This window comes from Corynebacterium auris, assembly GCF_030408575.1.
Classification (GTDB): Bacteria; Actinomycetota; Actinomycetes; order Mycobacteriales; family Mycobacteriaceae; genus Corynebacterium; species Corynebacterium auris.
Map to the genome: position 1 here is coordinate 1,137,853 of NZ_CP047047.1, position 22,422 is coordinate 1,160,274.

General features: G+C 65.2%; 19 protein-coding genes and 2 rRNA genes. 20 read left to right on the forward strand and 1 reads right to left on the reverse strand.

What is annotated here, in order from left to right:
• The first annotated feature begins 58 nt into the window (after nucleotides 1-58).
• From CAURIS_RS05460 to der, 18 genes are all read left to right on the forward strand, one after another.
• A 23S ribosomal RNA gene (locus CAURIS_RS05460) occupies nucleotides 59-3,142 on the forward strand.
• Nucleotides 3,143-3,261: 119 nt separating this feature from the next.
• A 5S ribosomal RNA gene (gene rrf, locus CAURIS_RS05465) occupies nucleotides 3,262-3,379 on the forward strand.
• Between the two features lie 291 nt (nucleotides 3,380-3,670).
• Nucleotides 3,671-4,345, forward strand: a complete 675-nt coding sequence (locus CAURIS_RS05470; protein ID WP_290343195.1) for a tetratricopeptide repeat protein — start codon at nucleotides 3,671-3,673, stop codon at nucleotides 4,343-4,345.
• Nucleotides 4,346-4,348: 3 nt separating this feature from the next.
• Nucleotides 4,349-5,332, forward strand: a complete 984-nt coding sequence (locus tag CAURIS_RS05475; RefSeq protein WP_290343197.1) for an HAD-IIA family hydrolase — start codon at nucleotides 4,349-4,351, stop codon at nucleotides 5,330-5,332.
• 7 nt (nucleotides 5,333-5,339) lie between these two features.
• Nucleotides 5,340-5,507: a hypothetical protein gene (locus tag CAURIS_RS05480; RefSeq protein WP_290343198.1), complete on the forward strand. Its 168-nt coding sequence runs from the start codon at nucleotides 5,340-5,342 to the stop codon at nucleotides 5,505-5,507.
• Nucleotides 5,508-5,536: 29 nt separating this feature from the next.
• Entirely contained in the window at nucleotides 5,537-6,364 is an 828-nt protein-coding gene (locus tag CAURIS_RS05485; RefSeq protein ID WP_290343200.1) for a TlyA family RNA methyltransferase, read from the forward strand.
• Entirely contained in the window at nucleotides 6,364-7,284 is a 921-nt protein-coding gene (locus tag CAURIS_RS05490; RefSeq protein WP_290343202.1) for an NAD kinase, read from the forward strand. Before CAURIS_RS05485 ends, CAURIS_RS05490 begins: the two co-directional genes overlap by 1 nt.
• Nucleotides 7,284-9,011, forward strand: coding sequence for a DNA repair protein RecN (recN, locus tag CAURIS_RS05495; RefSeq protein WP_290343203.1), 1,728 nt, complete (start codon nucleotides 7,284-7,286; stop codon nucleotides 9,009-9,011). Before CAURIS_RS05490 ends, recN begins: the two co-directional genes overlap by 1 nt.
• A 40-nt stretch (nucleotides 9,012-9,051) precedes the next feature.
• The gene (gene steA / locus CAURIS_RS05500) at nucleotides 9,052-10,281 is read left to right on the forward strand and encodes a putative cytokinetic ring protein SteA (protein ID WP_290343204.1); all 1,230 of its coding nucleotides are present in this window, start codon (nucleotides 9,052-9,054) and stop codon (nucleotides 10,279-10,281) included.
• Between the two features lie 28 nt (nucleotides 10,282-10,309).
• On the forward strand, nucleotides 10,310-11,173 hold the full coding sequence (locus CAURIS_RS05505) for a copper transporter (protein WP_290343205.1): 864 nt from the start codon (nucleotides 10,310-10,312) through the stop codon (nucleotides 11,171-11,173).
• 10 nt (nucleotides 11,174-11,183) lie between these two features.
• Nucleotides 11,184-11,831: an NUDIX domain-containing protein gene (locus CAURIS_RS05510; protein ID WP_290343206.1), complete on the forward strand. Its 648-nt coding sequence runs from the start codon at nucleotides 11,184-11,186 to the stop codon at nucleotides 11,829-11,831.
• Nucleotides 11,831-12,754 (forward strand): site-specific tyrosine recombinase XerD, encoded by a 924-nt coding sequence (xerD, locus tag CAURIS_RS05515; RefSeq protein WP_290343207.1) that lies wholly within the window; start codon nucleotides 11,831-11,833, stop codon nucleotides 12,752-12,754. The genes CAURIS_RS05510 and xerD overlap by 1 nt, the downstream gene beginning before the upstream one ends.
• A gap of 75 nt (nucleotides 12,755-12,829) precedes the next feature.
• Nucleotides 12,830-13,702, forward strand: coding sequence for a ParA family protein (locus CAURIS_RS05520; protein ID WP_290343208.1), 873 nt, complete (start codon nucleotides 12,830-12,832; stop codon nucleotides 13,700-13,702).
• Nucleotides 13,699-14,502, forward strand: coding sequence for a segregation and condensation protein A (locus tag CAURIS_RS05525; protein ID WP_290343209.1), 804 nt, complete (start codon nucleotides 13,699-13,701; stop codon nucleotides 14,500-14,502). Before CAURIS_RS05520 ends, CAURIS_RS05525 begins: the two co-directional genes overlap by 4 nt.
• A gap of 11 nt (nucleotides 14,503-14,513) precedes the next feature.
• Nucleotides 14,514-15,074 carry an SMC-Scp complex subunit ScpB gene (scpB, locus tag CAURIS_RS05530; RefSeq protein WP_290343210.1) on the forward strand — a complete coding sequence of 187 codons (561 nt, stop codon included), beginning with the start codon at nucleotides 14,514-14,516 and terminating at the stop codon, nucleotides 15,072-15,074.
• A gap of 81 nt (nucleotides 15,075-15,155) precedes the next feature.
• Nucleotides 15,156-16,040 carry a pseudouridine synthase gene (locus CAURIS_RS05535; RefSeq protein WP_290343211.1) on the forward strand — a complete coding sequence of 295 codons (885 nt, stop codon included), beginning with the start codon at nucleotides 15,156-15,158 and terminating at the stop codon, nucleotides 16,038-16,040.
• A gap of 17 nt (nucleotides 16,041-16,057) precedes the next feature.
• Complete coding sequence (cmk, locus tag CAURIS_RS05540; RefSeq protein WP_290343323.1) at nucleotides 16,058-16,756, forward strand: (d)CMP kinase; 699 nt, start codon at nucleotides 16,058-16,060, stop codon at nucleotides 16,754-16,756.
• A 32-nt stretch (nucleotides 16,757-16,788) separates the two neighbouring features.
• Nucleotides 16,789-18,231: a ribosome biogenesis GTPase Der gene (der, locus tag CAURIS_RS05545; RefSeq protein ID WP_290343324.1), complete on the forward strand. Its 1,443-nt coding sequence runs from the start codon at nucleotides 16,789-16,791 to the stop codon at nucleotides 18,229-18,231.
• On the opposite strand, the gene CAURIS_RS05550 is transcribed toward der, so the two are convergent.
• Entirely contained in the window at nucleotides 18,228-18,989 is a 762-nt protein-coding gene (locus CAURIS_RS05550; RefSeq protein WP_290343212.1) for a class I SAM-dependent methyltransferase, read from the reverse strand. The two genes, der and CAURIS_RS05550, sit on opposite strands and share 4 nt — an antisense overlap.
• 40 nt (nucleotides 18,990-19,029) lie before the next feature.
• Between CAURIS_RS05550 and CAURIS_RS05555 the strand changes: the two genes are divergently transcribed.
• Nucleotides 19,030-19,989, forward strand: coding sequence for a CE1 family esterase (locus CAURIS_RS05555; protein WP_290343213.1), 960 nt, complete (start codon nucleotides 19,030-19,032; stop codon nucleotides 19,987-19,989).
• A 1,011-nt stretch (nucleotides 19,990-21,000) separates the two neighbouring features.
• Nucleotides 21,001-22,350 (forward strand): IS256 family transposase, encoded by a 1,350-nt coding sequence (locus CAURIS_RS05560; RefSeq protein WP_290340938.1) that lies wholly within the window; start codon nucleotides 21,001-21,003, stop codon nucleotides 22,348-22,350.
• Nucleotides 22,351-22,422 lie beyond the last annotated feature (72 nt).

The window sequence follows — 22,422 nt, forward strand, 5'->3', positions numbered from 1 at the left end:
TGGTGTGTGAGAACTGTATAGTGGACGCGAGCATCTTTATTCTTGTGTTTTTTGTGTTGTGTTTGTTGTTCAAGGGCGTACGGTGGATGCCTTGGCATGCTGAGCCGATGAAGGACGTGTGAGGCTGCGTTAAGCCTCGGGGAGTTGCCAACTGAGCGTTGATCCGAGGATGTCCGAATGGGGAAACCTGGCACCGGTTGTGTGGTGTTACCCGCAGGTGAATTCATAGTCTGTGTGGGGGTTGACGCGGGGAAGTGAAACATCTCAGTACCCGTAGGAGAAGAAAACAAGTGTGATTCCGTTAGTAGTGGCGAGCGAAGGCGGATGAGGCTAAACCATGTGTGTGTGATACCTGGCAGGGGTTGCGCATGTGGGGTTGTGGGGATGCATGGGCAGGCACTGTCATGTCTGCGCGTTTGTGTGTGTGTTAGCGGAAGTTGCCTGGGATGGTGCGCCGTAGTGGGTGAGAGCCCCTGTACGTGAAGGCATGCATGGAGGCGTTTTGTGTTTCCCGAGTAGCAGCGGGCTCGTGGAATCTGTTGTGAATCTGCCGGGACCACCCGGTAAGCCTAAATACTCAGTGTGACCGATAGTGGATAGTACCGTGAGGGAATGGTGAAAAGTACCCCGGGAGGGGAGTGAAATAGTTCCTGAAACCGTGCGCTTACAATCCGTCAGAGCATCTCTTGTGTGTGATGGCGTGCCTTTTGAAGAATGAGCCTGCGAGTCAGCGGCATGTCGCGAGGTTAACCCGTTGGTGGGGTAGTCGTAGCGAAAGCGAATCCTCATGGGGTGTTGTTAGTGGCATGTCCTGGACCCGAAGCGGGGTGATCTACCCATGGCCAGTGTGAAGCAGCTGTAAGAGGTTGTGGAGGCGCGAACCCACTTAGGTTGAAAACTGAGGGGATGAGTTGTGGGTAGGGGTGAAAGGCCAATCAAACTCCGTGATAGCTGGTTCTCCCCGAAATGCATTTAGGTGCAGCGTCATGTTAGCTTGCCGGAGGTAGAGCTACTGGTTGGTTGAGCGGGACTATCATCTTAGCAATGTCAGCCAAACTCCGAATGCCGGTGAAGTGGTGCATGGCAGTGAGACTGTGGGGGATAAGCTTCATAGTCGAGAGGGAAACAGCCCAGATCGCCGGTTAAGGCCCCTAAGGGTGTACTAAGTGGAAAAGGATGTGGGATCGCGAAGACAGCCAGGAGGTTGGCTTAGAAGCAGCCATCCTTGAAAGAGTGCGTAATAGCTCACTGGTCGAGTGGTTCCGCGCCGACAATTCAGTGGGGCTCAAGTACACCGCCGAAGCCGCGGCAGGCACACCTTGTGGTGTGTTTGGGTAGGGGAGCGTCGTGCATGGGGTGAAGCAGTACCGTAAGGGGTTGTGGACTGTGTGCGAGTGAGAATGCAGGCATGAGTAACGAGTGGTAAGTGAGAATCTTATCCGCCGGATGACTAAGGGTTCCTGGGTCAAGTTCGTCTTCCCAGGGTGAGTCGGGTCCTAAGGCGAGGCCGACAGGCGTAGTCGATGGTTAACGGGTTGATATTCCCGTACCCGTGTATACGCGCCCAAGTGCGAGGCGGTGATACTAACCATGTTGCGCTGTACTATTTACACGGCCTTTGGTTGTGTGTGGTGTGGTGTGATGTGGGGCCTGATCCGTAGTAGTGCAGTGATGGGGTGACGCAGGAAGGTAGCCACGCCGTTTAATGGATTGCGGTGTAAGCGTGTGGCACGGGCCTTTGTGAAATGCGGGGCCCTTTATGTGTGAGGCGTGATGCGTAGCCCCTGGTGGGTGATGGTGGTGATCCTATGCTGTCGAGAAAAGCCTCTAGCGAGTGTGTACACGGCCCGTACCCGAAACCGACACAGGTAGTCAGGTAGAGAATACTAAGGCGGTCGGGTGAACTGTGGTTAAGGAACTCGGCAAATTACCCCCGTAACTTCGGGAGAAGGGGGACCATGTGCGGTGCGCTGCTTGTACGGTGGTGGTGCTGTGTGTGGTCGCAGAGAATAGAGGGGAGCGACTGTTTATCAAAAACACAGGTCCATGCGAAGACTTCACGTTGATGTATATGGACTGACGCCTGCCCGGTGCTGGAAGGTTAAGAGGACCTGTTAGGCCGTTTGTGGTCGAAGCGGAGAATTTAAGCCCCAGTAAACGGCGGTGGTAACTATAACCATCCTAAGGTAGCGAAATTCCTTGTCGGGTAAGTTCCGACCTGCACGAATGGCGTAACGACTCCCCTGCTGTCTCAACCACAGGCCCGGTGAAATTGCAGTACGAGTAAAGATGCTCGTTTCGCGCGGCAGGACGAAAAGACCCCGGGACCTTCACTATAGCTTGGTATTGGTGTTCGGTGCGGTTTGTGTAGGATAGGTGGGAGACTGTGAAGCGGCTACGCTAGTGGTTGTGGAGTCGTTGTTGAAATACCACTCTGACCGTAGTGGATACCTTAACCTTGGCCCATGATCTGGGTTGGGGACAGTGCCTGGTGGGTAGTTTAACTGGGGCGGTTGCCTCCCAAAGAGTAACGGAGGCGCCCAAAGGTTCCCTCAGCCTGGTTGGCAATCAGGTGGCGAGTGTAAGTGCACAAGGGAGCTTGACTGCGAGACTGGCTAGTCGAGCAGGGACGAAAGTCGGGACTAGTGATCCGGCACCTACTTGTGGATGTGGTGTCGCTCAACGGATAAAAGGTACCCCGGGGATAACAGGCTGATCTTCCCCAAGAGTCCATATCGACGGGATGGTTTGGCACCTCGATGTCGGCTCGTCGCATCCTGGGGCTGGAGTAGGTCCCAAGGGTTGGGCTGTTCGCCCATTAAAGCGGCACGCGAGCTGGGTTCAGAACGTCGTGAGACAGTTCGGTCTCTATCCGCCGCGCGCGTTGAAACTTGAAGAAGGCTGTCCCTAGTACGAGAGGACCGGGACGGACGTACCTCTGGTGTGCCAGTTGTTCCGCCAGGAGCACGGCTGGTTGGCTACGTACGGAAGGGATAACCGCTGAAAGCATCTAAGCGGGAAGCCTGTTTTAAGATGAGGTTTCATTCGAGGTTCCCCACAGACGATGGGGTTGATAGGCCGGATCTGGACACGCAGCAATGCGTGAAGGTGACCGGTACTAATACACCAAAAACCAACACAACCCAAACAAAAAGAACACGACGAACCGTGCACGCGTCCACTATGCAGTATCTGACACACCACCCCTATACGCGGGCCAACAAAAAACACATCATGGTGTTCATAGAGTCCCACGACTGTGTCGGTGGTTGATGGCGGCGGGGAAACGCCCGGACCCATTCCGAACCCGGAAGCTAAGCCCGCCCGCGCTGATGGTACTGCCCCCGGGAGGGGGTGGGAGAGTAAGTTACCGCCGACCCAACAACTTCACAAAAACACCGAAGGAGCGTGACCCACCCAGGGCCACGCTCCTTACGTGTCTCTGCGCGCCTATACTGGGTAAGTCTCAACAGAAAGGGTCTGTATGTCCGAAGGGATGAATCCCCGCAATGGGGACGACCGCCCCCGCCGCGGGCGTCGTCCGAACGAGCGCGGAGGCAAGCGCGGCCATGGCGGGAGCTCCGGCGGGAGGGACCCGCGCCGCCGTGAAGACGGAGGCATCAGGCACAACCGCTCCAATCCCCACAGGCAGGGTTTCCGGGAGGATCGGATGGCGCAGAAGCTATCGGAGCCCGACCTTCCCCCGGAGCTCGAGGTTACGGACCTTGACCCTTCGGTGCTGCAGGATCTTCGCGTTTTGTCCAAAGATAACGCCGACCGCGTGGCCAAGCACATGATCATGGCCAGCAGCCTGCTCGAGGACGACCCTCAGCTCGCGCTGCGGCACGCGCGCGCGGCGAAGAACCGGGCGGGCCGCGTGGGCGTGGTCCGCGAGACGAACGGCATTGTCGCATACCACGCCGGCGAGTGGCGCGAAGCTTTGTCTGAGTTGCGGGCCGCGCGGCGTATTTCCGGCGGCCCGGGCCTGATCGCTGTAATGGCTGACGCGGAGCGCGGCTTAGGCCGGCCGGAGAAGGCCCTGGAGATCGGCCGCGGCCCCGAGGTACGCGAGCTAGACGAGGCCGGGCGCATCGAGCTCGCGATTGTTCTCGCCGGCGCCCGTCACGACCTCGGCCAGCACGAGTCCGCGCTTGCGACGCTCGAGAGGCTGGGGCCCTCACTGGACTCTCAGGGGCTGGAGCAGGCGCGGTTGTCCTACGCATATGCTGACGCTTTGCTCGCGCTGGACCGCCGAGATGAAGCAAAGCAGTGGTTCGAGCACGCGGCCGCGATTGACGCGGAAGGCGTGACCGATGCGGGCGCGCGCGCAAAGGAGCTCGGTTAGATTATGGCGCTTCTGGATTCTATTGACGCTTTGCTTCTCGATCTCGACGGGACAGTCTGGGAGGGCGGCAACGCCGTGGCGCACGCCCCGGAGACGATTTCCGGTGTGTCCGTGCCCGTTGTGTACATCACGAACAACGCCTTTCGCCCCCCGCCCGAGGTCGTAGAGCGGCTCGCAGGCATCGGCATTGACGCCTCGCCTGACGACGTCCTCACGTCCGCCCAGGCGGCTGTCGCGCTGGCGGGGGAGAGTCTTGGCGCGGGGGAGAAGATCCTCGTGCTCGGCTCCGACTCTTTTAGGGACCTTGCCCGACGCGCTGGATTCGAGGTGGTTTCCAGTGCTTCGGACAGCCCGCGGGCTGTCCTGCACGGACACAGCCCGGAGACGGGATGGAGAGAACTGTCCGAGGCAGCGCTCGCAATCGCCGACGGCGCGACCTACATCGCGTCGAACCTCGATACGACGCTGCCCACTGAGCGCGGCCTTTTGGTGGGCAACGGCTCGATGGTTGCCGCCGTGACCTCTGCAACTGGGGTGCGCCCGCGCGCTGCCGGGAAACCGGAACCCGCCATGTTCCTTCAGGCGGCGGCACAGGTGGGGGCGAAGCGCCCGCTGGCTGTCGGAGACCGCTTGGATACCGACATCGCGGGAGCTGTCAGCGCAGGCATACCCGTGCTCCACGTCTTGACCGGTGTGTCCGGACCGCTGGCACTGCTGTCCGCCCCGAAGGAGCAGCGGCCGACGTTCGTCGGGGAGAACCTTTCCGCGTTGCATGAGGAGCCAGGCGCGCTCGCCCCGGGGCCGCAGGGTGGGTTTACCGCGCGCGTGGACGCCGGCGACATCATCTTGAGCCGGGGTGACGAGGCGGCGACGCCGATCCAGGCGCTTCGGACGGCTCTCGAGGTCGCGTGGCACATGCCGGAGCCGCCGCGGCTGGTGCGCCCGGACTCGGAGGCCGCAGAGCGCGCGTGCGCTGAATGGTGGTGAGGCGTCCATGAACGCACCCATCCCGCGCGATCCGCGTCGGCCTCGTATCGATGGTGCGGAGCTGTCGCGTCGCGTCGACGACATCCTCGCGGAACCAGTCAGCAGCCTGCGCGAGGAGGCCGAGCGACTCGGCCGCGCGCACGCGCTGCTTAACGACGCCCTGCAGACGGGCTAGGGCACGCTTTACGAGGAAGGAGAACCCCGATGCCTCCAGGACGCCGACGCCTCGACGCCGAATTGGTGCGTCGAAAGATCGCCCGCTCGCGTGAGCAGGCCCGGGAGTGGATCAAGGAAGGGCGCGTGGAGGTGGCCGGCTTCGTGGCCATGAAGCCGGCGACGGTGGTGGAACCCGATGCCTCCATCCGAGTCAGCATTGACGAAGCCGATACCTGGGCCTCCCGGGGCGCGCACAAGTTGTTGGGGGCGCTCGATGCGTTTGGGCGGCGGGAGTTGGACGTCGATAAGCGGCGGTGCTTAGACGCAGGCGCTTCGACGGGCGGTTTCACGGACGTTCTGCTGTCGCGGGGGGCTCGCGAGGTGGTGGCCGTCGACGTCGGCTACGGGCAGCTCGTCTGGCGGCTGCAGAATGACCCGCGGGTTACGGTGCTGGACCGGACGAACATCCGAACGCTGACCTCAGAGATGATGGGCGGGCCGGCGGAGCTCATGGTGGGCGACCTGTCTTTCATTTCTCTGCGGTTGGTCCTGCCCGCGATCGCCGCGTGCATGGTCGAGGGCGCGGACCTGCTGCCCATGGTCAAGCCGCAGTTCGAGGTGGGAAAGGACAGGCTCGGCAGCGGCGGGGTGGTGCGCTCGCCGGGCTTGCGTGCCGAGGTGACGGCGGAGGTCGCCGGCTTCGCGCAGGGGCTGGGGCTGAGCCTGAAAGATGTGGTGGCGTCCCCGCTGCCCGGTCCGAGCGGCAACGTAGAATACTTCCTGTGGCTCGTCAAGGATTCGGGCGCGCACTCGCTTGACGAGGACACGCTGCGCGCCCTCGTGACTCGAGCCGTCGAGGAAGGACCCACGAACTGATGACTATTCGCAACCACCGGGTGATCCTGCTGGTGCCGCACACCTACCGCGCTGGCAACATCGCCGCGGCTGCCCGAGCCGCGGAGCTGCTCACGGCGGCGGGCATTCAAGTCCGCCTCCTTGACCAACAGAACATGGGGCCTGTGGAGGAGGAGGACTCTCTGCGTACGCTCGAGCGGGTTCCCGAGGGGCCGGAGGCGGCTGCCGGTTGCGAGCTCGTACTCGTCCTCGGCGGCGACGGCACGTTCCTGCGCGCAGCGAACTATGCCCACGCGCAGGACGTTCCGGTGCTGGGGATCAACCTCGGTCACGTGGGTTTTCTTGCGGAGTGGGAGCAGGAGAGCCTCGAGGAGGCCATCGGCCGTGTGATCCGCACGACCTACCGCATCGAGGACCGCATGACCATCGACGTCGTGCTGCTCGACTCCGGCGACAACGTGTTGGGTACGGGCTGGGCGCTCAACGAGGCGAGCATCGAAAACGTCAACCGCACGAAGGTGATGGACGCCACGCTCGAAGTGGACTTCCGCCCCGTGTCCTCCTTCGGCTGCGACGGCCTGCTCGTGTCCACGCCGACCGGCTCAACGGCCTACGCCTTCGCCGCCGGCGGGCCGGTTATGTGGCCCGAGGTGGAGGCGCTGCTCGTTGTCCCCAACAACGCTCACGCGCTGTTTACCAAGCCGCTGGTTGTTTCTCCTCGCTCGACGGTGGCCATCGAGTCCGAGTCGAATACGGGGGAGGCGAACGTGGTTCTCGACGGCTTCCGTACCCTGGCGATGCCGCCCGGCTCGCGCGTCGAGATCGTTCGCGGCAGGCGTCCGGTGCGCTGGGTGCGCCTCGACGAGCACCCCTTCACCGACCGCCTCGTGCACAAGTTCAAGCTTCCGGTTTCCGGGTGGAGGGGGCCAGCGGCGAAGTAATGCTTACGGAAATCACGATTGACAACCTCGGCGTTATCCCCCGCGCCAGTGCCGAGCTCAGCCCGGGGCTGACCGTACTTACCGGCGAGACCGGCGCGGGAAAGACCATGGTCGTCACCGGCCTGCGGCTGCTCACCGGCGGGCGCGCCGACGCCTCACGCGTGCGCACGGGCGCGGAGAAAGCCGTCGTGGAGGGGGCCTTTTCCCTCACCGACCTGCCGGAGCAGGCGCGCGAGGCCGTAGAGGCCATCGCGGCGAGCGCGGGGGCCGAGCGCGATGAGAACGGCGAGTACGTCGTGTCGCGCTCGGTGCGCGCGACGGGGCGCTCGCGTGCCCACTTGGGAGGGAGGACCGTCCCTGCGGCGACGCTGGGGGAGTTGGCTGGCCACCTGATCACCATCCACGGCCAGAACGACCAGCTGCGGCTTCTGTCCCCCGACCAGCAGCTCGCGGCGCTGGACCGCTACGAACCAGAAGCTGCTTCGGCGCTGGCGTCCTACCGCGAGGTGTGGTCGCAGTGGCGAGAGGCCGCCCGGGACCTCAAAGAGCGCACGGAGAAACGCCGCGAGCTCGCGCAGGAAGTTGACCGCCTGCAATTCGCCATCGGTGAGATCGACACCGTTGCGCCGCAGGAGGGCGAGGACACAGAGCTCGTGGCCAGTATCAACCGCCTCCAGGACGTGGATGCCCTGCGCGAGGCTGCGGAGACCGCGCTGGTGGCGATCGACGGCCCCGACGCCGTCGGTGCCTTCGGCGGCGACGAGGAAGCCGCCTCGAGCCTCGTCGGCCGAGCGGCAACCGCCCTGAGCACGGCGAGCGACCCGGCCCTCAACGAGTTGGGCCAGCGCCTCGACGAGGTGGCCGGGGCGCTTTCGGATATCTCGGCGGAGCTGGGGACATACGGCGCGGGGCTGCCCAGCGACCCGGAGGAGCTGGAAAAACAGCTCCAGCGCCAGCAGGAACTTAAGGCCCTGACCCGCAAATACGCCCCCGACCTCGCCGGGGTGCTGTCGTGGCGGGCCAAGGCGGCCAGGCGGCTGAGCAAGATAGACACCTCGGCGGAGGCGCTCGACGAGCTGAAAAAACGCGTGGCCGAGCTGGAAAAGCAGATGCGGGCCTGCGCCAAGAAACTCAGTGACGTGCGCGCCCGCGCCGCGGCAGCCCTGGGCGAGGCCGTCACGGCGGAACTGCACGGCTTGGCTATGCCGAAGGCGCGGCTGACGGTCCGCCTGAGCAGTACGGGCTACACCCGCGACGGCGCCGACGCCGTCGAACTCTTGCTCGCGCCGAACGACGCGCTGGAGCCGCAGCCGTTGGCCACTAGCGCCTCCGGAGGTGAGCTTTCGCGCGTGATGCTGGGCCTCGAGGTGATCCTGAGCGCCACCTCCAGCGGGGCGACGCTCGTTTTCGACGAGGTCGACGCCGGTGTCGGCGGGCGTGCCGCCGTGGAGATCGGTCGGCGCCTGGCCCGCCTGGCCGCGCGGAACCAGGTCATCGTCGTGACCCACCTGCCGCAGGTGGCCGCTTACGCCGATACCCACCTGCACGTGGCCAAGAACGTGAGCGAGGAGACGGTGACCTCTGGTGTGCGGGAGCTTTCCGAGCCGGAAAGGGTGGAGGAGCTGGCGCGCATGTTGGCGGGCATGGAGGACTCCGCGACGGGGCGTGCCCACGCCGGTGAGCTCTTCGCACGGGCACGCGAAGAAGTCGAATCCCTGCGCTTGTGACCCGCGCGCCTCCACCATTAAGGCGCCTCCAGCCTGCACAATGCACAACATGAGTGTCTTTTCGCGTGCTAACGCCGACCCGGCAGGGTCCACCGTTTCGGCAGCCGCGTCGCCTGTCGAAGTGCAGGGCACGCTGCGCGACTGCACCGCCCGGGGCAAGGGGGTACGCAGGCTGCGCGCCGGCGAGGTCGCCGTTGTCGACTCGCGCGATATGGGGCGTCGTGAAGCGGAGCAGCTCATCGCCGCAGCCCCGGCCGCCGTGCTGAACCTTTCCACCTTCTCCACGGGAGCGATGCCGAACTACGGCCCGCACCTGTTGCTCGACGCCGGAATTGCCCTCTACGAGGCGCACGGCGGGCCGCTGCGCGAGCTGCTGCGCGACGGCAAGAAGGTCTCGGTGCAGGAGGCCGGCACGATTCACGTGGGCAAGAAGCCGGCGGGCGAGGCCGTCGCGGTCACGCGGGAGGGCGCTGACGAGACTTTCGCCGCGGCGCAGCGCAGCCTCCTCGACCACATGGAGGCCTACTTCGGCAACACCATCGAGTTCATCCATTCCGAATCGCCTTTGCTTATCGACGGGGTCGGCGTCCCCGAGATGGGCGACACGATGACCGGGCGCAAGGTCCTCATCGTCACCGACTTCGCCGACGCGAAGGACAAGCTCGGTGCCTTGCGCAACTTCATCCGAGAGTACGAGCCGGTGTTCATCGGGGTTGGCGCGGGCACCGACGTGATCAGCGAGCTGGGGTACCAGCCGGATTACATCGTCGGTGACCCCACCACAGTCGCCGAGGAGAATCTGCGTGGTGAGGCGCGCGTGGTTTTGCCCGCCGACCCCGACGGCCACGCCGCCGGCCTCGAGAGGATCCAGGACCTTGGCGTGGGGGCTATGACGTTCCCGGCCGCGACGGATTCCGCGGTCGATCTGGCCATCCTTCTGGCCTGCTTCCACGACGCGGAGATGATCGTGACGGTGGGCGAGGTAGTCGACCTTGACGCGATCTTCGCACGCGCCCCGCAGGCGAGCCCCGCGGCGCTGCTCACGCGCCTGAAGGCGGGCAACCGGATCGTGGATTCGACCGTAATCGAGAACTTGTACGCGGTGCAGTCGGGCGGGGGCTTGGCGTGGGCGTGGGCCGTCCTCGGCCTTCTCGTTCTCGTCGCTACCGTTGTCCTTGTGGTCGGGCTCGGCGGCGACGCCGCTTTCGCGGAAAACCTCGTGGACACCTGGGACGCCCTCGTCGAGCGCGTGCAGGGTTGGCTGAGCTAGCGCGGCTCGCGCAGAAAGGAGAGACGGAGTGTCTGGTGGACGTGGCGGCCTTGTCGTGGCGGGCCTAGCGTGGGGGGCCGCCCTCGGGGTGGCGCTCGGGGCGCTGGTGATGGCGCCTGCCATGCAGGACGCGCAGGGCACAACCGCGGAGGCCCCCGCCGCCGAGGACCTCGCGCCGCGCGTCGAAGAAGCGGAGGCCCAGGCCGCTGCAGCAAATGAGCTGGTGGCGGCCGAGTCCGGCGCTCTCGTGGGCGAGAGCCTGAACGACGCGGCGGTGCTGATCGTGCGCGGCCCCGGCTCAGGGGCCGAGGAGGCCACGCGGGTCCGCGAGGTCCTCGACCAGGCGGGCGCGGACAACGCGGGCGAGATCGAACTGACTGAGAAGTTTGTCTCCCGCGAGGGGGCAGATGAACTCAGCTCGGTGGTGGCGAACACCCTGCCGGCGGGGGCGCAGCTGTCGGTCGAGGACCTTTCCCCTGCGACGCACGCCGGAGAGTCGCTGGCAACGGCGCTGTTTGTCGGTGCCGACGGCGCCCCCCTGGCCACGCCGGAGGACCGGGATTTCGTGCTTTCCGCGCTGGCCGACGCCGACTTCCTCTCGTACAACAGCGCCGACCTCATGGCGGCGGACGCGGTATTGCTGCTCACCGGCGGGGCGGAGGGCTCCTTCGCCGCCGGCGCGCTCGCCGATTTCGCGGCGGCGCTGGAAGCACGCGGCGGCGCCGTCGTCGCCGCGGAGCCGGGTCCCGGCGACGGGGTCGTCGGCGAGCTCCACGCGCGCGGCGGGCACGGGGTGAAAACCCAGAACGTCGCCGATTCCGAAGCCGGCGTGGTCCTCAGCGTGCGCGCGGTGCGCGAGGCACTTGACGAGTCAGCCGCGCCGGCGGAGTAGCGTTGGGTACATGGCCCACGACTTCACCGTTACACACTCCGAGCTGCTCATCAGCGCCCCGATCATCGGTGTGCGCCGCGACCGCGTGACGATGCCGGGCGGCGGAGAGGCCGCCCGCGAGATCGTGGAGCACTTCGGAGCCGTCGCCGTAGTGGCCCTCGACGGCGAGGGTCGGGTCGCTCTCGTCGAGCAGTACCGCCACTCCGTTGGACGGCGCTTGCTCGAACTACCGGCTGGTCTGCTCGACATCGCAGACGAGCCCGCCCTGGAGTGCGCGCGCCGCGAGCTGCGCGAGGAGGCCGGGCTTGCAGCTGAGAACTGGGGTGTTTTGGTCGACCTGGTGACCTCGCCCGGCTTTGCGGACGAGGCCGTGCGCGTCTTTCTCGCCACGGGGTTGTCCCAGGTGGAACGGCCGGAGGTGGCAGACGAGGAGGCGGACATGACGCTGACGTGGGTTCCGCTGGATACCGCTCGCCGCGCCGTGCTGGAGGGCCGGATAGTCAACTCGATCGCGGTGTCCGGCATCCTCGCCGCGGGGGCCGCACTGGAGTCAGGCGAGCAGCCACGTAGCGTCGACGACCCATTCGACGTACGTCCCACGGCGCTCGCCTCGCGCAGGCGGGGCGTTGGCAGCGGCGGCGACATGAAACGGATCTGATGCGCCCGAGGGAGATCGCCGCTCTGTGGCTGAACCACCTGGCTGTGGAGCGTGGACGCTCCGCCAACACGCTGAGCAATTATCGTCGAGACGCGAAGCGATACACCGCATGGTTGGAGCGCGCGGGCAAAACTGATCTGGGCGAGGTGGCGACAGGCGATATTGAGGCCTATGCCGCCGAACTGCGCCGCGGCACGGAGGACACCCGCCCGCTTGCGGCCTCGTCCGCCGCGCGGGCGCTGACGGTGGCGCGAGGGCTGCACCGTTTCGCCGCCGCGGAGGGCTACGTCGCGTCCGACGTCGCCGCTGAGGTCTCCCCACCGGCCGCCGGGGAGAAGCTGCCCGACACCCTGTCCATCGACGAGGTCGCAGCACTTCTCGACGCCTGCCCGAGCGACACCCCGGTCCACCTGCGGGACAAGGCCCTGCTGGAGATGCTCTACGGCACCGGCGCGCGCGTCTCGGAGGTGCTCGCCCTCGCGGTGGACGACGCCGCTGACAACGACGGCGTGCTCAGCGTGACCGGCAAGGGCGGCAAGCAGCGGCTCGTCCCTCTCGGCGGTGCGGGGCGCGAGGCCGTCGAGGCGTACCTGGTGCGCGGCCGTCCAGCGCTGGCGTCTGGGCGCAGCCACGCGCTTTTCCTCAACGCCCGCGGGGGCGCTTTGTCGCGACAAAGCGCGTGGAGCATCATCAAGGACGCCGCCGCGCGGGCCGGAATAGATAAGGGCGTCTCGCCCCACACCTTGCGCCATTCCTTCGCCACTCACCTTCTGCAGGGCGGGGCGGACGTGCGAACGGTCCAGGAGTTGCTGGGGCACTCCTCGGTGACCACGACGCAGATTTACACCCACGTTACGGCGGATAACGTGCGCGAAGTGTGGCGCACGACGCACCCGCGGGCGCGCACGCCGAGCGGCGAATGACAACGGTGTAAGATCAGGGTCAACCCGCTACGGTAGACGTTTCGCGTGCGAGGGGCGCGAGGGGAAGGTGTGTCAATGTCGGACGGCCCATTGTTCGAGGCTAAAGGCGTGGAGGTCGGCTTGACCGGCCGCCCCGTCCGCGAGCTGCCGCAGCCGAAGACGCTGGACAGGCATGGCCCCGCCACAATCATCTCGATGGTGAACCAGAAGGGCGGGGTGGGCAAAACCACCTCGACGATCAACCTCGGGGCGTGCCTCGCAGAGCAGGGGCGTAAAGTCCTGCTCGTTGACTTAGACCCCCAGGGTGCCCTCTCGGCTGGCCTCGGGGTTGCCTACGACGAGGAACAAACCACCGTCTACGACCTGCTCTTCGACAACACCGCGAGCATCCACGCGGCCATCCAGCACTCCAACGTTTCGGGCCTCGACCTCGTCCCCGCGAACATCGACCTTTCGGCGGCGGAAATCCAGCTGGTTAACGAGGTCGGCCGTGAGCACACGCTCGCCCGCGCGCTGCGCCCGGTGCGCAAGGAGTACGACGTCATCATCCTCGACTGCGGCCCCTCGCTCGGGCTGCTTACCGTCAACGCTCTGGCGGCCTCGCACGGGGTGATCATCCCGATGGAGTGCGAGTATTTTTCCCTGCGTGGCCTGGCCTTGTTGACAGACACGGTGGAGAAGGTGCGCGACCGTATCAACTTTGACCTGGAGATCGTCGGCATCCTGGTCACCATGTTCGACCGTCGCACCACCCACGCGCGCGAGGTCATGGACCGCGTGCTCGAAGTTTTCGGCGACACGGTCTTCGACACCGTGATCACCCGCACCGTCCGCTTCCCGGAGACCTCGGTGGCCGGCGAACCGATCATCACCTGGGCGCCGACCTCGCAGGGTGCGGCGCAGTACCGCAACCTCGCCCTCGAGGTGTTGGAGCGCACCGAGAGGTGAACGGCGAGCAGCCCGAGATCACGGGCTTCCAGCTGGTGCTCAACAACTTCGAGGGGCCCTTCGACCTGCTGCTCAGCCTGATTAACTCGCGCAAGCTCGACGTCACCGAGGTGGCGCTGGCGGAGGTGACCGACGAGTTCATCGCCTACACGAAAGCCCTGGGTGAGGCTGCCGGCCTCGACGAGTACACCGAGTTCGTGCTCGTTGCGGCGACGCTTCTGGACCTCAAGGCCGCGCGACTGCTGCCGCGCGGAGAGATGAGCGAAGCAGAGGACCTCGAGCTGCTCGAGTCGCGCGACCTGCTGTTCGCCCGCCTGTTGCAGTACCGCGCCTACCAGCAGGTCGCCGACCTATTTGCCACCTGGCAGCAGGGGGCGAAGCGCCGCTACCCGCGTGCCACCGGGCTGGAGGAGGGTTTCGCCGATTTCCTCCCGCCGGTCGAGCTGGGCCACACCCCGGATAGTTTCGCTCGGCTGGCGGCGAGCGTGTTTCGGCCCCGCCCGCCGGAGGCAGTGCGCACCGACCACGTCCACGGCGTGCCGGTCTCCGTTCCCGAGCAGGCGGGAAAACTCTTGGGCACGCTGCGCCTGTCGGGGGCGGGGAGCTGGGTGCCCTTCGCCGCCCTGACGAAGGACTGCGCCCGCTCGATGGAGGTCGTGGGGCGCTTTCTCGCCCTGCTTGAGCTGTACAAGGCGCGCGCCGTGGACACTCAGCAGGAGGAGGCGCTCGGGCCGCTCGCCGTCGCCTGGACGGGGCTTGAGGTCGACCCGGCCGTCGTCGCGGCGAGCAACTGGAGCTAGCATCTGAAGCCATGACTTCTGAGGCCGTGAATATGGTGCCCCAGTTGCGCTCGCAACTTGAGTCCATCCTGCTCGTCCTGGACACCCCCGCCCGCGCCGAGGATTTGGCGCGGGCTCTCGGGACGGGCGAAGGGGACGTCGTCAAGCAACTGCGGGAGTGGAAGGGCGAGCTCGACGCGCGCGGCAGCGGGATCGACCTGCGCGAGACGGCGGAGGGCTGGCGGCTGTACACGCGCCCAGAGAATGCGGCGGCTGTCGAGGCCTTCCTCGTGGACGGCACGCAAACGCGGCTGTCGCGGGCGGCGCTGGAGACGCTGGCGGTGGTGGCGTACCGCCAGCCCGTGACGCGCTCGCAGGTTGCCGGGGTCCGCGGCGTCAACGTCGACGGCGTCATGCGCACGCTTGCGCTGCGCGGGCTCATCGCGGAGGTCGCGCCGGATGAGGCCACTGGGGCGCACCGCTACGTCACTACGGAGCTGTTTCTTGAACTGCTCGGCATCGATTCGCTGGACCGCCTGCCGGACCTGGCGCCGCTGCTGCCGGAGGTTGACGCCATCGACGACGCCTGGTGAGCCCTTTGTCGAAGCAGCGTACGCCCTGGTAGCGTGGGATAGCTGAAACAACCGCATACGACGAAAAGTAAGGAATCGCCGATGACTCCCCCCGCTCGCCGCGACGGCACACCGGACAGGCAGAAGGACGACACGTTCTACATCTCCTATGCCAAGCCGGCGAAGAAGCAAAACGTCAGCCCATCCGACCCCCACCCGCTCGAGGACAACTGGTGGGACGAACCCGCCGCCGATCAGGGCGTGCGGCTGCAGAAGGTCCTCGCGCAGGCGGGCGTGGCCTCCCGCCGCCACGCGGAGGTGATGATCGAGCAGGGCCGCGTTGAGGTCAACGGGGAGATCATCACCCGCCAGGGCGTGCGCGTGAACCCGCGCACCGACATCATCCGCGTCGACGGCACGCGCATCAACGTCAACGGGGAGCTCGAATACTTCGCCTTCAACAAACCGCGCGGGGTCCAGTCCACGATGAAAGACGAGATGGACCGGACCTCCGTGGGCAGCTACGTGGCGGAGAAGACGGCCTCCGGCCAGCGCCTGTTCCACGTCGGGCGCCTCGACGCGGACACGGAGGGCCTGCTGCTGCTCACCAACGACGGTGAGCTTGCCAACCGGCTCATGCACCCGCGCTACGGGGTGTCCAAGACCTACCTGGCCACCGTGCTCGGCGAGGCGAAGCCGAACTTGGTGAATACGTTGAAGAAGGGCATCGAGCTTGACGACGGCCCAGCCGCCGCCGACTACGCCCAAATCGTGGACGTCTACAACGGGCAGTCCATCATCCGCCTCGAGATCCACGAGGGCCGCAAGCACCTGGTGCGCCGGATGCTCAAGGCGGCCGGCTACCCGGTGCAGCGGCTCGTGCGCACGAAGGTGCACACGGTGCAGCTCGGTGACATGAAGCCGGGTTCCATGCGCGCGCTCAACCGCGCCGAGCTGACTTCCCTGTACAAGGCGGTGGAGATGTAATGACGGAAACCACTGGTATGAGCGAACTTTCCAATATGCCCGGCGGCGGCCTCATCCTCGCCGTCGACGGCCCCTCAGGCACGGGCAAGTCCACCACGTGCCGCCGCCTGGCCAAGGAGCTGGGAGCGAAGTACGTCGACACCGGCGCGATGTACCGGGTGGCCACGCTTGCGGTGCTGCGAGCGGGGGTTGACCCGGACGATTCCGCGGCCGTCATCGCGGCGACGCGGCAGCTGCCGCTAACGGTGTCCGACGACCCGGATTCCACCGAGGTGCTTCTCGCCGGGGAGGACGTCGCGGGCGAGATTCGCGGGCCAGAGGTGACCCGCAGCGTCTCCGCCGTCTCCGCGATCCCGGAGGTGCGCGAGAACCTGGTGGCGCTGCAGCGCAAGCTGGCCCGCGACGCGCACCGCGCGATTGTGGAAGGCCGCGACATTGGCACGGTCGTGCTTGTCGACGCCCCCGCAAAGGCCTTCCTGACCGCCTCGGCCGAGGTACGCGCCCGCCGCCGCTACGCCCAGGACGTCCAAGCCGGGCGTGACGTCGACTTCGACACGGTGCTTGCCGATGTCATCCGCCGCGATGACCTCGACTCGTCCCGCGAGGTAAGCCCGCTGCGCCCGGCCGAGGACGCCGAGGTGATTGACACATCCGACATGGACCGCGACGAGGTGCACGCCGCCCTCGTCTCCCTCATCGCTAGGAGCGCGCAGTGAGCGAGAAACACGCAGACGGATTTCACGACGACATCGACCGCGACGACATCGACCGCAGCTTTATTGACGGCGACGCTTACGCGGAGGAAATGACGGACGAGGAGTGGGCCGAACTCGAAGAGTCCTATGGCGTCGGCGGCCCGGACATCGTCGAGGAGGCCCTGCCGACCGTCTCCATCGTCGGCCGACCGAATGTGGGCAAGTCCACGCTGGTCAACCGATTCCTCGGCCGCCGCGAAGCCGTGGTCGAGGACCACCCGGGGGTGACCCGAGACCGGGTAAGCTACCTGGCCGATTGGGGCGGGCGCCGCTTCTGGGTGCAAGACACCGGCGGCTGGGACCCGGACGCAAAGGGAATCCACGCGGCCATCGCGCGGCAATCGGAGGCCGCGATGGAGACCTCCGACGTCATTGTCATGGTCGTCGACTCCCACACCGGGGTCACATCTACCGACGCTGTCATGGCGCGGAACTTGCAGCGTGCCGACGTGCCGGTCCTCCTTGTTGCCAACAAATTCGAGTCGGAATCCCAGTGGGCGGATGTCGCCGAGTTCTACGCGCTCGGCCTGGGGGACCCGTGGCCCGTTTCCGCCCTGCACGGGCGCGGCGGAGCGGACGTTCTCGACGAGATTCTCCGCGTCTTCCCCGACGTTCCGCGCGCAGCCGCATCCGTGACGGAGGGGCCGCGCCGCGTCGCACTCGTGGGGCGGCCGAACGTGGGCAAGTCGAGCCTTCTGAACAAATTGTCGAAGAAGAACCGTTCCGTCGTCGATAACGTCGCGGGCACCACCGTCGACCCTGTCGACGAGCTCATCCAGCTCGACGACGACCTGTGGAAGTTCATCGACACCGCCGGCCTGCGCAAGAAGGTCAAAAACGCCCAGGGCCACGAGTACTACGCCAGCCTGCGCACCCGCGGCACCATCGAGGCGGCCGAGGTCTGCGTCGTGCTTATCGACGCCTCAGAGCCCATCTCGGAGCAAGACCAGCGCGTCATTTCCATGGTGCTCGAGGCTGGCAAGGCGATGGTGATCTGCTTTAACAAGTGGGACCTCATGGACGAGGACCGGCGCTACTACTTCGACCGCGAGTTCGACGAAATGATCGGCCACCTGCCGTGGGTGACCAAGCTCAACATCTCCGCCGACACCGGGCGCGGTCTGCATCGCCTCGAGCCGGCTATGGCCGAGGCGCTGGAGAACTGGGACCGGCGCGTGTCCACCGGCCAGCTAAACAACTGGCTGCGCGAGGCCATCGCGGCGAACCCGCCGCCGATGAAGAACAACCGCCTGCCGCGCGTGCTGTTCACCACCATGGTGAGCACCCGTCCGCCGACAATCGTTCTGTTCACCACCGGCTTCCTCGACGCCGGCTACCGCCGCTACCTGGAGCGCAAGTTCCGCGAGGCCTTCGGCTACCACGGCACGCCGATCCGGATCGCCGTGCGGGTCCGCGAGCGGCGCCAGAAGCGCTAGCGCGCGTAGACGAAGGCGTCAGTGCGGTAGGGCAGCGGTAGGAGCTGGCCGGGGGCGAAACCGAGGCGCTCGTAGAGGTACCAGCGCAGGTTGGCGGTCATCTTCTCCCGCGTTGGGTCGCTGGCGCGCAGCCAGTAGGACCGAGTGGCCATGAGCGGGAACAGGTCCTCTGGCGTGGCGGGCTGAATCCACGTCAGGCGCATCTCGTCACGCAAGCGCCACGGGGGGCGCACGTCGGGGTAGAAGCCCTCGCGCTGGACGTCGCCCGAGTGCATGATGCGGCTGAGGCGCAACACCCAGGGGTGGCGCACGTCGAGGGTATTCCAGCACAGCAGCATCTCGCCGCCGGGGCGCACGACGCGGTCAGCCTCGGCGCTTGCGCGGGCGGCATCGACCCAGTGCCACGTCTGGGCTGCGGCCAGGTTGTCGACGGAGGCGTCGCGAAGCGCGGTGCTCTCCGCTGTCGCGCACCAGGCGGGGATCGTGGGGTGGTTCGCGCGCAGCGTGCGCAGCATGCCCGGGGACGGGTCGCAAGCAACAACCCTGTGGCCCGCGGCGGCGAGAACGGCGCTAAAAATCCCGGTACCGGCCCCGATGTCGAGCACCCTTCCCTTTATGGTGTATAGGGATGTAATGTCACGTGGGTAGGACGGGCGTGCAGCGTCGTAGCCGGCCGCCCCAGCCAGGAAGGACCGGGCCGAGGTCACGCGGTGCTCCGCGTCGCGGAACGCCGGGCCGTTTTTCCTGCTTGGTTCCATACTGAATCAATGTAGCAACCGACGGAAGGGACACTCTTAGGTGAATGGACGAATGTGGCGGTGGGGCGCGGCGGCGCTCATTGCGGCTGTGCTGCCGGCAACGGCGTGCGCGACCGAGGTGCACAACGAAGCGCAGAGTTCCTCGCAGCAGGTGCGCAAGGTCGTCCCCGAGGTTGCGAGCTCGAGCGCACCGGTCGAGGGCGAGCGCACCGTGGACAACCGCACCATCGTCGCCGCGGACCTGCAGCGTTCCTACACCGTGTCGATCCCTCCGGCGGCGGCCCAGGGGGCGCGGGTGCCGCTGATTTTCGTGTTCCACGGCTTTAGGGGCGACGCCGCGTTGATGCGCGCCGCCACCGGCTTCGACCGGGCGAACGCGGTAGTGGTGTATATGAACGGCCGGGGGCAGCCGGACGGCAAGGACCGGGCATGGGCGCCGGCGCCGTACGCCCAGACGACGGGGGCGCAGGACCTCGCCTTCTTCGACGCGGTGCGGGCAGAGCTGATGGGGGAGCTCGCCATCGACCCCGCCAGCGTGTTTGCCACCGGGCTGTCCAACGGTGGCGGGTTCGCTGCCTTCGTGGGCTGCCACCGCGCGCACGCTGTCGCGGCCGTGGCCACGGTGTCGGCCGCGTTCTACGACCGCGTTTTCGAGGGCTGCTCGCCGATCCCCGTCAAGACCCTCGATATCCACGGCACCAACGACACGATCATCAACTACAACGGCGGGATGCGGCACAACACCCGCTACGAGTCGCTCGAGCAGGTTATCGGCGACACCGCGCGGCGTAACCACTGTGGCCCCGACCCCGTGTTCAACGAGGTCACGCCGACCTTGACTCGGCAGAGCTACCGGGGCTGCGACGCCCCCGTCACGCACTATCGCATCTTCAATGGCGCCCACGTGTGGCCCGGCGCGAGCCACGACACAACGCAGACTGTGGCGCCGGACTTTGCCACGAACACGGTCCTGGATTTCTTCGGGGTGGAACACCGGTAGGGGGTTACTGCCAGGTGAAGTGGCCGATGATCATGCGAAAGTTTTTATGAAATCGGCGCGAAAACTCGAAAAACTGTGGTTAACTTTGGCATTAAAGGTCCATGTAGGGGCATTTAGTGTGATGTTTTCCCACCGTTGCACAGTATTTTGACAGCTGGTGTCATGCTCTCATGCACACTTCGCTTAAAACTTGGACCTGACCCCTTTTGGCGGACATAGGCTAGCCCCGGTTGATAGCCGGAGGAAGGTAGTCTTAGTCCATGCTTGGGCCCGACCCCTGTGTTCACTTTCCAGGGGTCGGGCCCAAGCGTCTGGATGATGGAAGCACATTTGTATCCATCCGAATCGATGGAGTGTCGAACGGTAGCGTGTTCGGAGTCTTTCTCACTCCTGAAAACACCCTGAAGTCAACGTACCAAATCACACCCAAAGAAGTGTCTCCAAACTCGGGTTGTGTCACAACCTATGCCGATGGCGAGCAGGAACTGCATGAATATGTTGTCTCGGTTGTCTCGCAGGATACCTCAGCCCCTGATGGTCAAATCTCGCCAATGGGCATGGATTGGGGTGGGCTCAACGATTGCCTCATCAATGCTGGAATTGCATCATGGGCAATTGCGGCACTGAGCGTTGTGTGGTGCAGCCTGTGCGGCGACGCTGGGGGCTGGTTGTATCGCTTGTCTAGTCGCAGCTCCCGGAGCTACAGGTGGAGTACAATCGGGTACTCCACAGGCCAGAATTGGAGTGAGTCAGGATCGGAGTAAATCATGAGATCGAGTAGAAATCAGTCGCGTGGGTTCGTTGCACTCGCGATCGGCACGGCAGCACCTCTTCTTGGGGTAACAATCCCTGTAGCAGGAGCTGCCATTGCTGGATGGGGCATCGCTGCTGTCGCCTTTCCTGTCTCCGCTTCCTTCTTTTATCGAGCGAAGGGTGACGACAAATCGCGTGAGTAGAGGGTGTCAGGAAGTTTGTGTGTGAGGCTCTGATCCAGAAGGAGTTTCACTGATAATGACTACCGTGTCACCGAAGAAAGGCCATGACCCGAGCAGGGTCAACGAGATCAGCGCGAAGCTGATGGAAAACCCGGAAATCGCCGCACTGATCGGCGAGCTATCAACCTCCGTCGACGATGCCAGCGACCTGGTCAAAGGTCTATTGCAAGCCTCGATCAACGCGGGTCTGCAGGCGGAGATGGACGCCCATTTGGGGTACGGGCACTCAGATCGCGCGGCCAAAGCCCAGGTAAGCCCCTCAAACGGTGGCAATCACCGTAACGGGTCGTACACCAAAACTGTGGGCACCGGCTACGGCCCGGTGGACATCACAGTGCCTCGGGATAGAGCGGGCACGTTTCACCCGGTCATGGTGCCGAAAGGGGCACGCCGGCTGACAGAGCTCGATGACATGATCGTCTCGCTCTACGCCGGCGGAATGACGGTACGCGATATCCAGCACCACCTGGCATCGACCCTGGGGGTGGACATCAGCCCGGATACCATCAGTACCATCACCGATGCGGTCCTCGATGAGGTGATGGTGTGGCAAAACCGTCAGCTCGATGAGTTCTACCCGGTCATTTTCCTCGACGCGCTGCGGGTGAAAATCCGCGACGGTCACCGGGTGGTCAATAAAGCCTGCTACATGGCTGTTGGCATCGACATCGACGGGACCAAACACATCCTGGGACTATGGATCGCCGACAATGAAGGGGCTGCATTCTGGGCATCCGTGTGCGCGGACCTGGCGAACCGTGGAGTCAATGACGTGTTCATCGTCTGCTGCGACGGGCTCAAAGGCCTGCCTGAGGCCGTGGAAGCGACCTGGCCGAACTCGATGGTACAAACCTGCATCGTGCACCTGATCCGGGCCGCCAACAGGTGGGTGTCCTATAAGGACCGCAAATCTGTATCCAGCGCGCTGCGGCAGGTCTACACCGCACCGAACGAGGACGCCGCTTGCGCCGCCCTCGATGCCTTCGAAGCCTCGGAACTGGGGCGGAAGTACCCCCAGTCGGTGAAGGTCTGGCGTGATGCGTGGGAGAGGTTTATACCGTTTCTGCAGTTCCCGCCTGCAGCTCGCCGGGTGCTCTACACCACCAATGCCATCGAGTCGCTTAACGCTGAGCTGCGGAAAGCGACCCGCAACCGTGGCCAATTCCCCACGGATGCTGCGGCGTTGAAGACGCTGTGGTTGATGGTCTGCAACATCGAGGACAAACGCGCCGCCCAACGCGCGAAAAAAGCGAAGCGGGCAATCGACTGCAACGGCTATATTGAAGGGGCGAAAACCTCAGGGTGGAAACAAGCCATCAACCAACTATCCGTGGCCTACCCAGACCGGTTCGCCAACTACTTGTAAACCAAGCCCCCGCACACAAACAAACGGACACTCTCCGTGAGTAAAGCTCCGATTTCGTCGCATTTGGTTCGC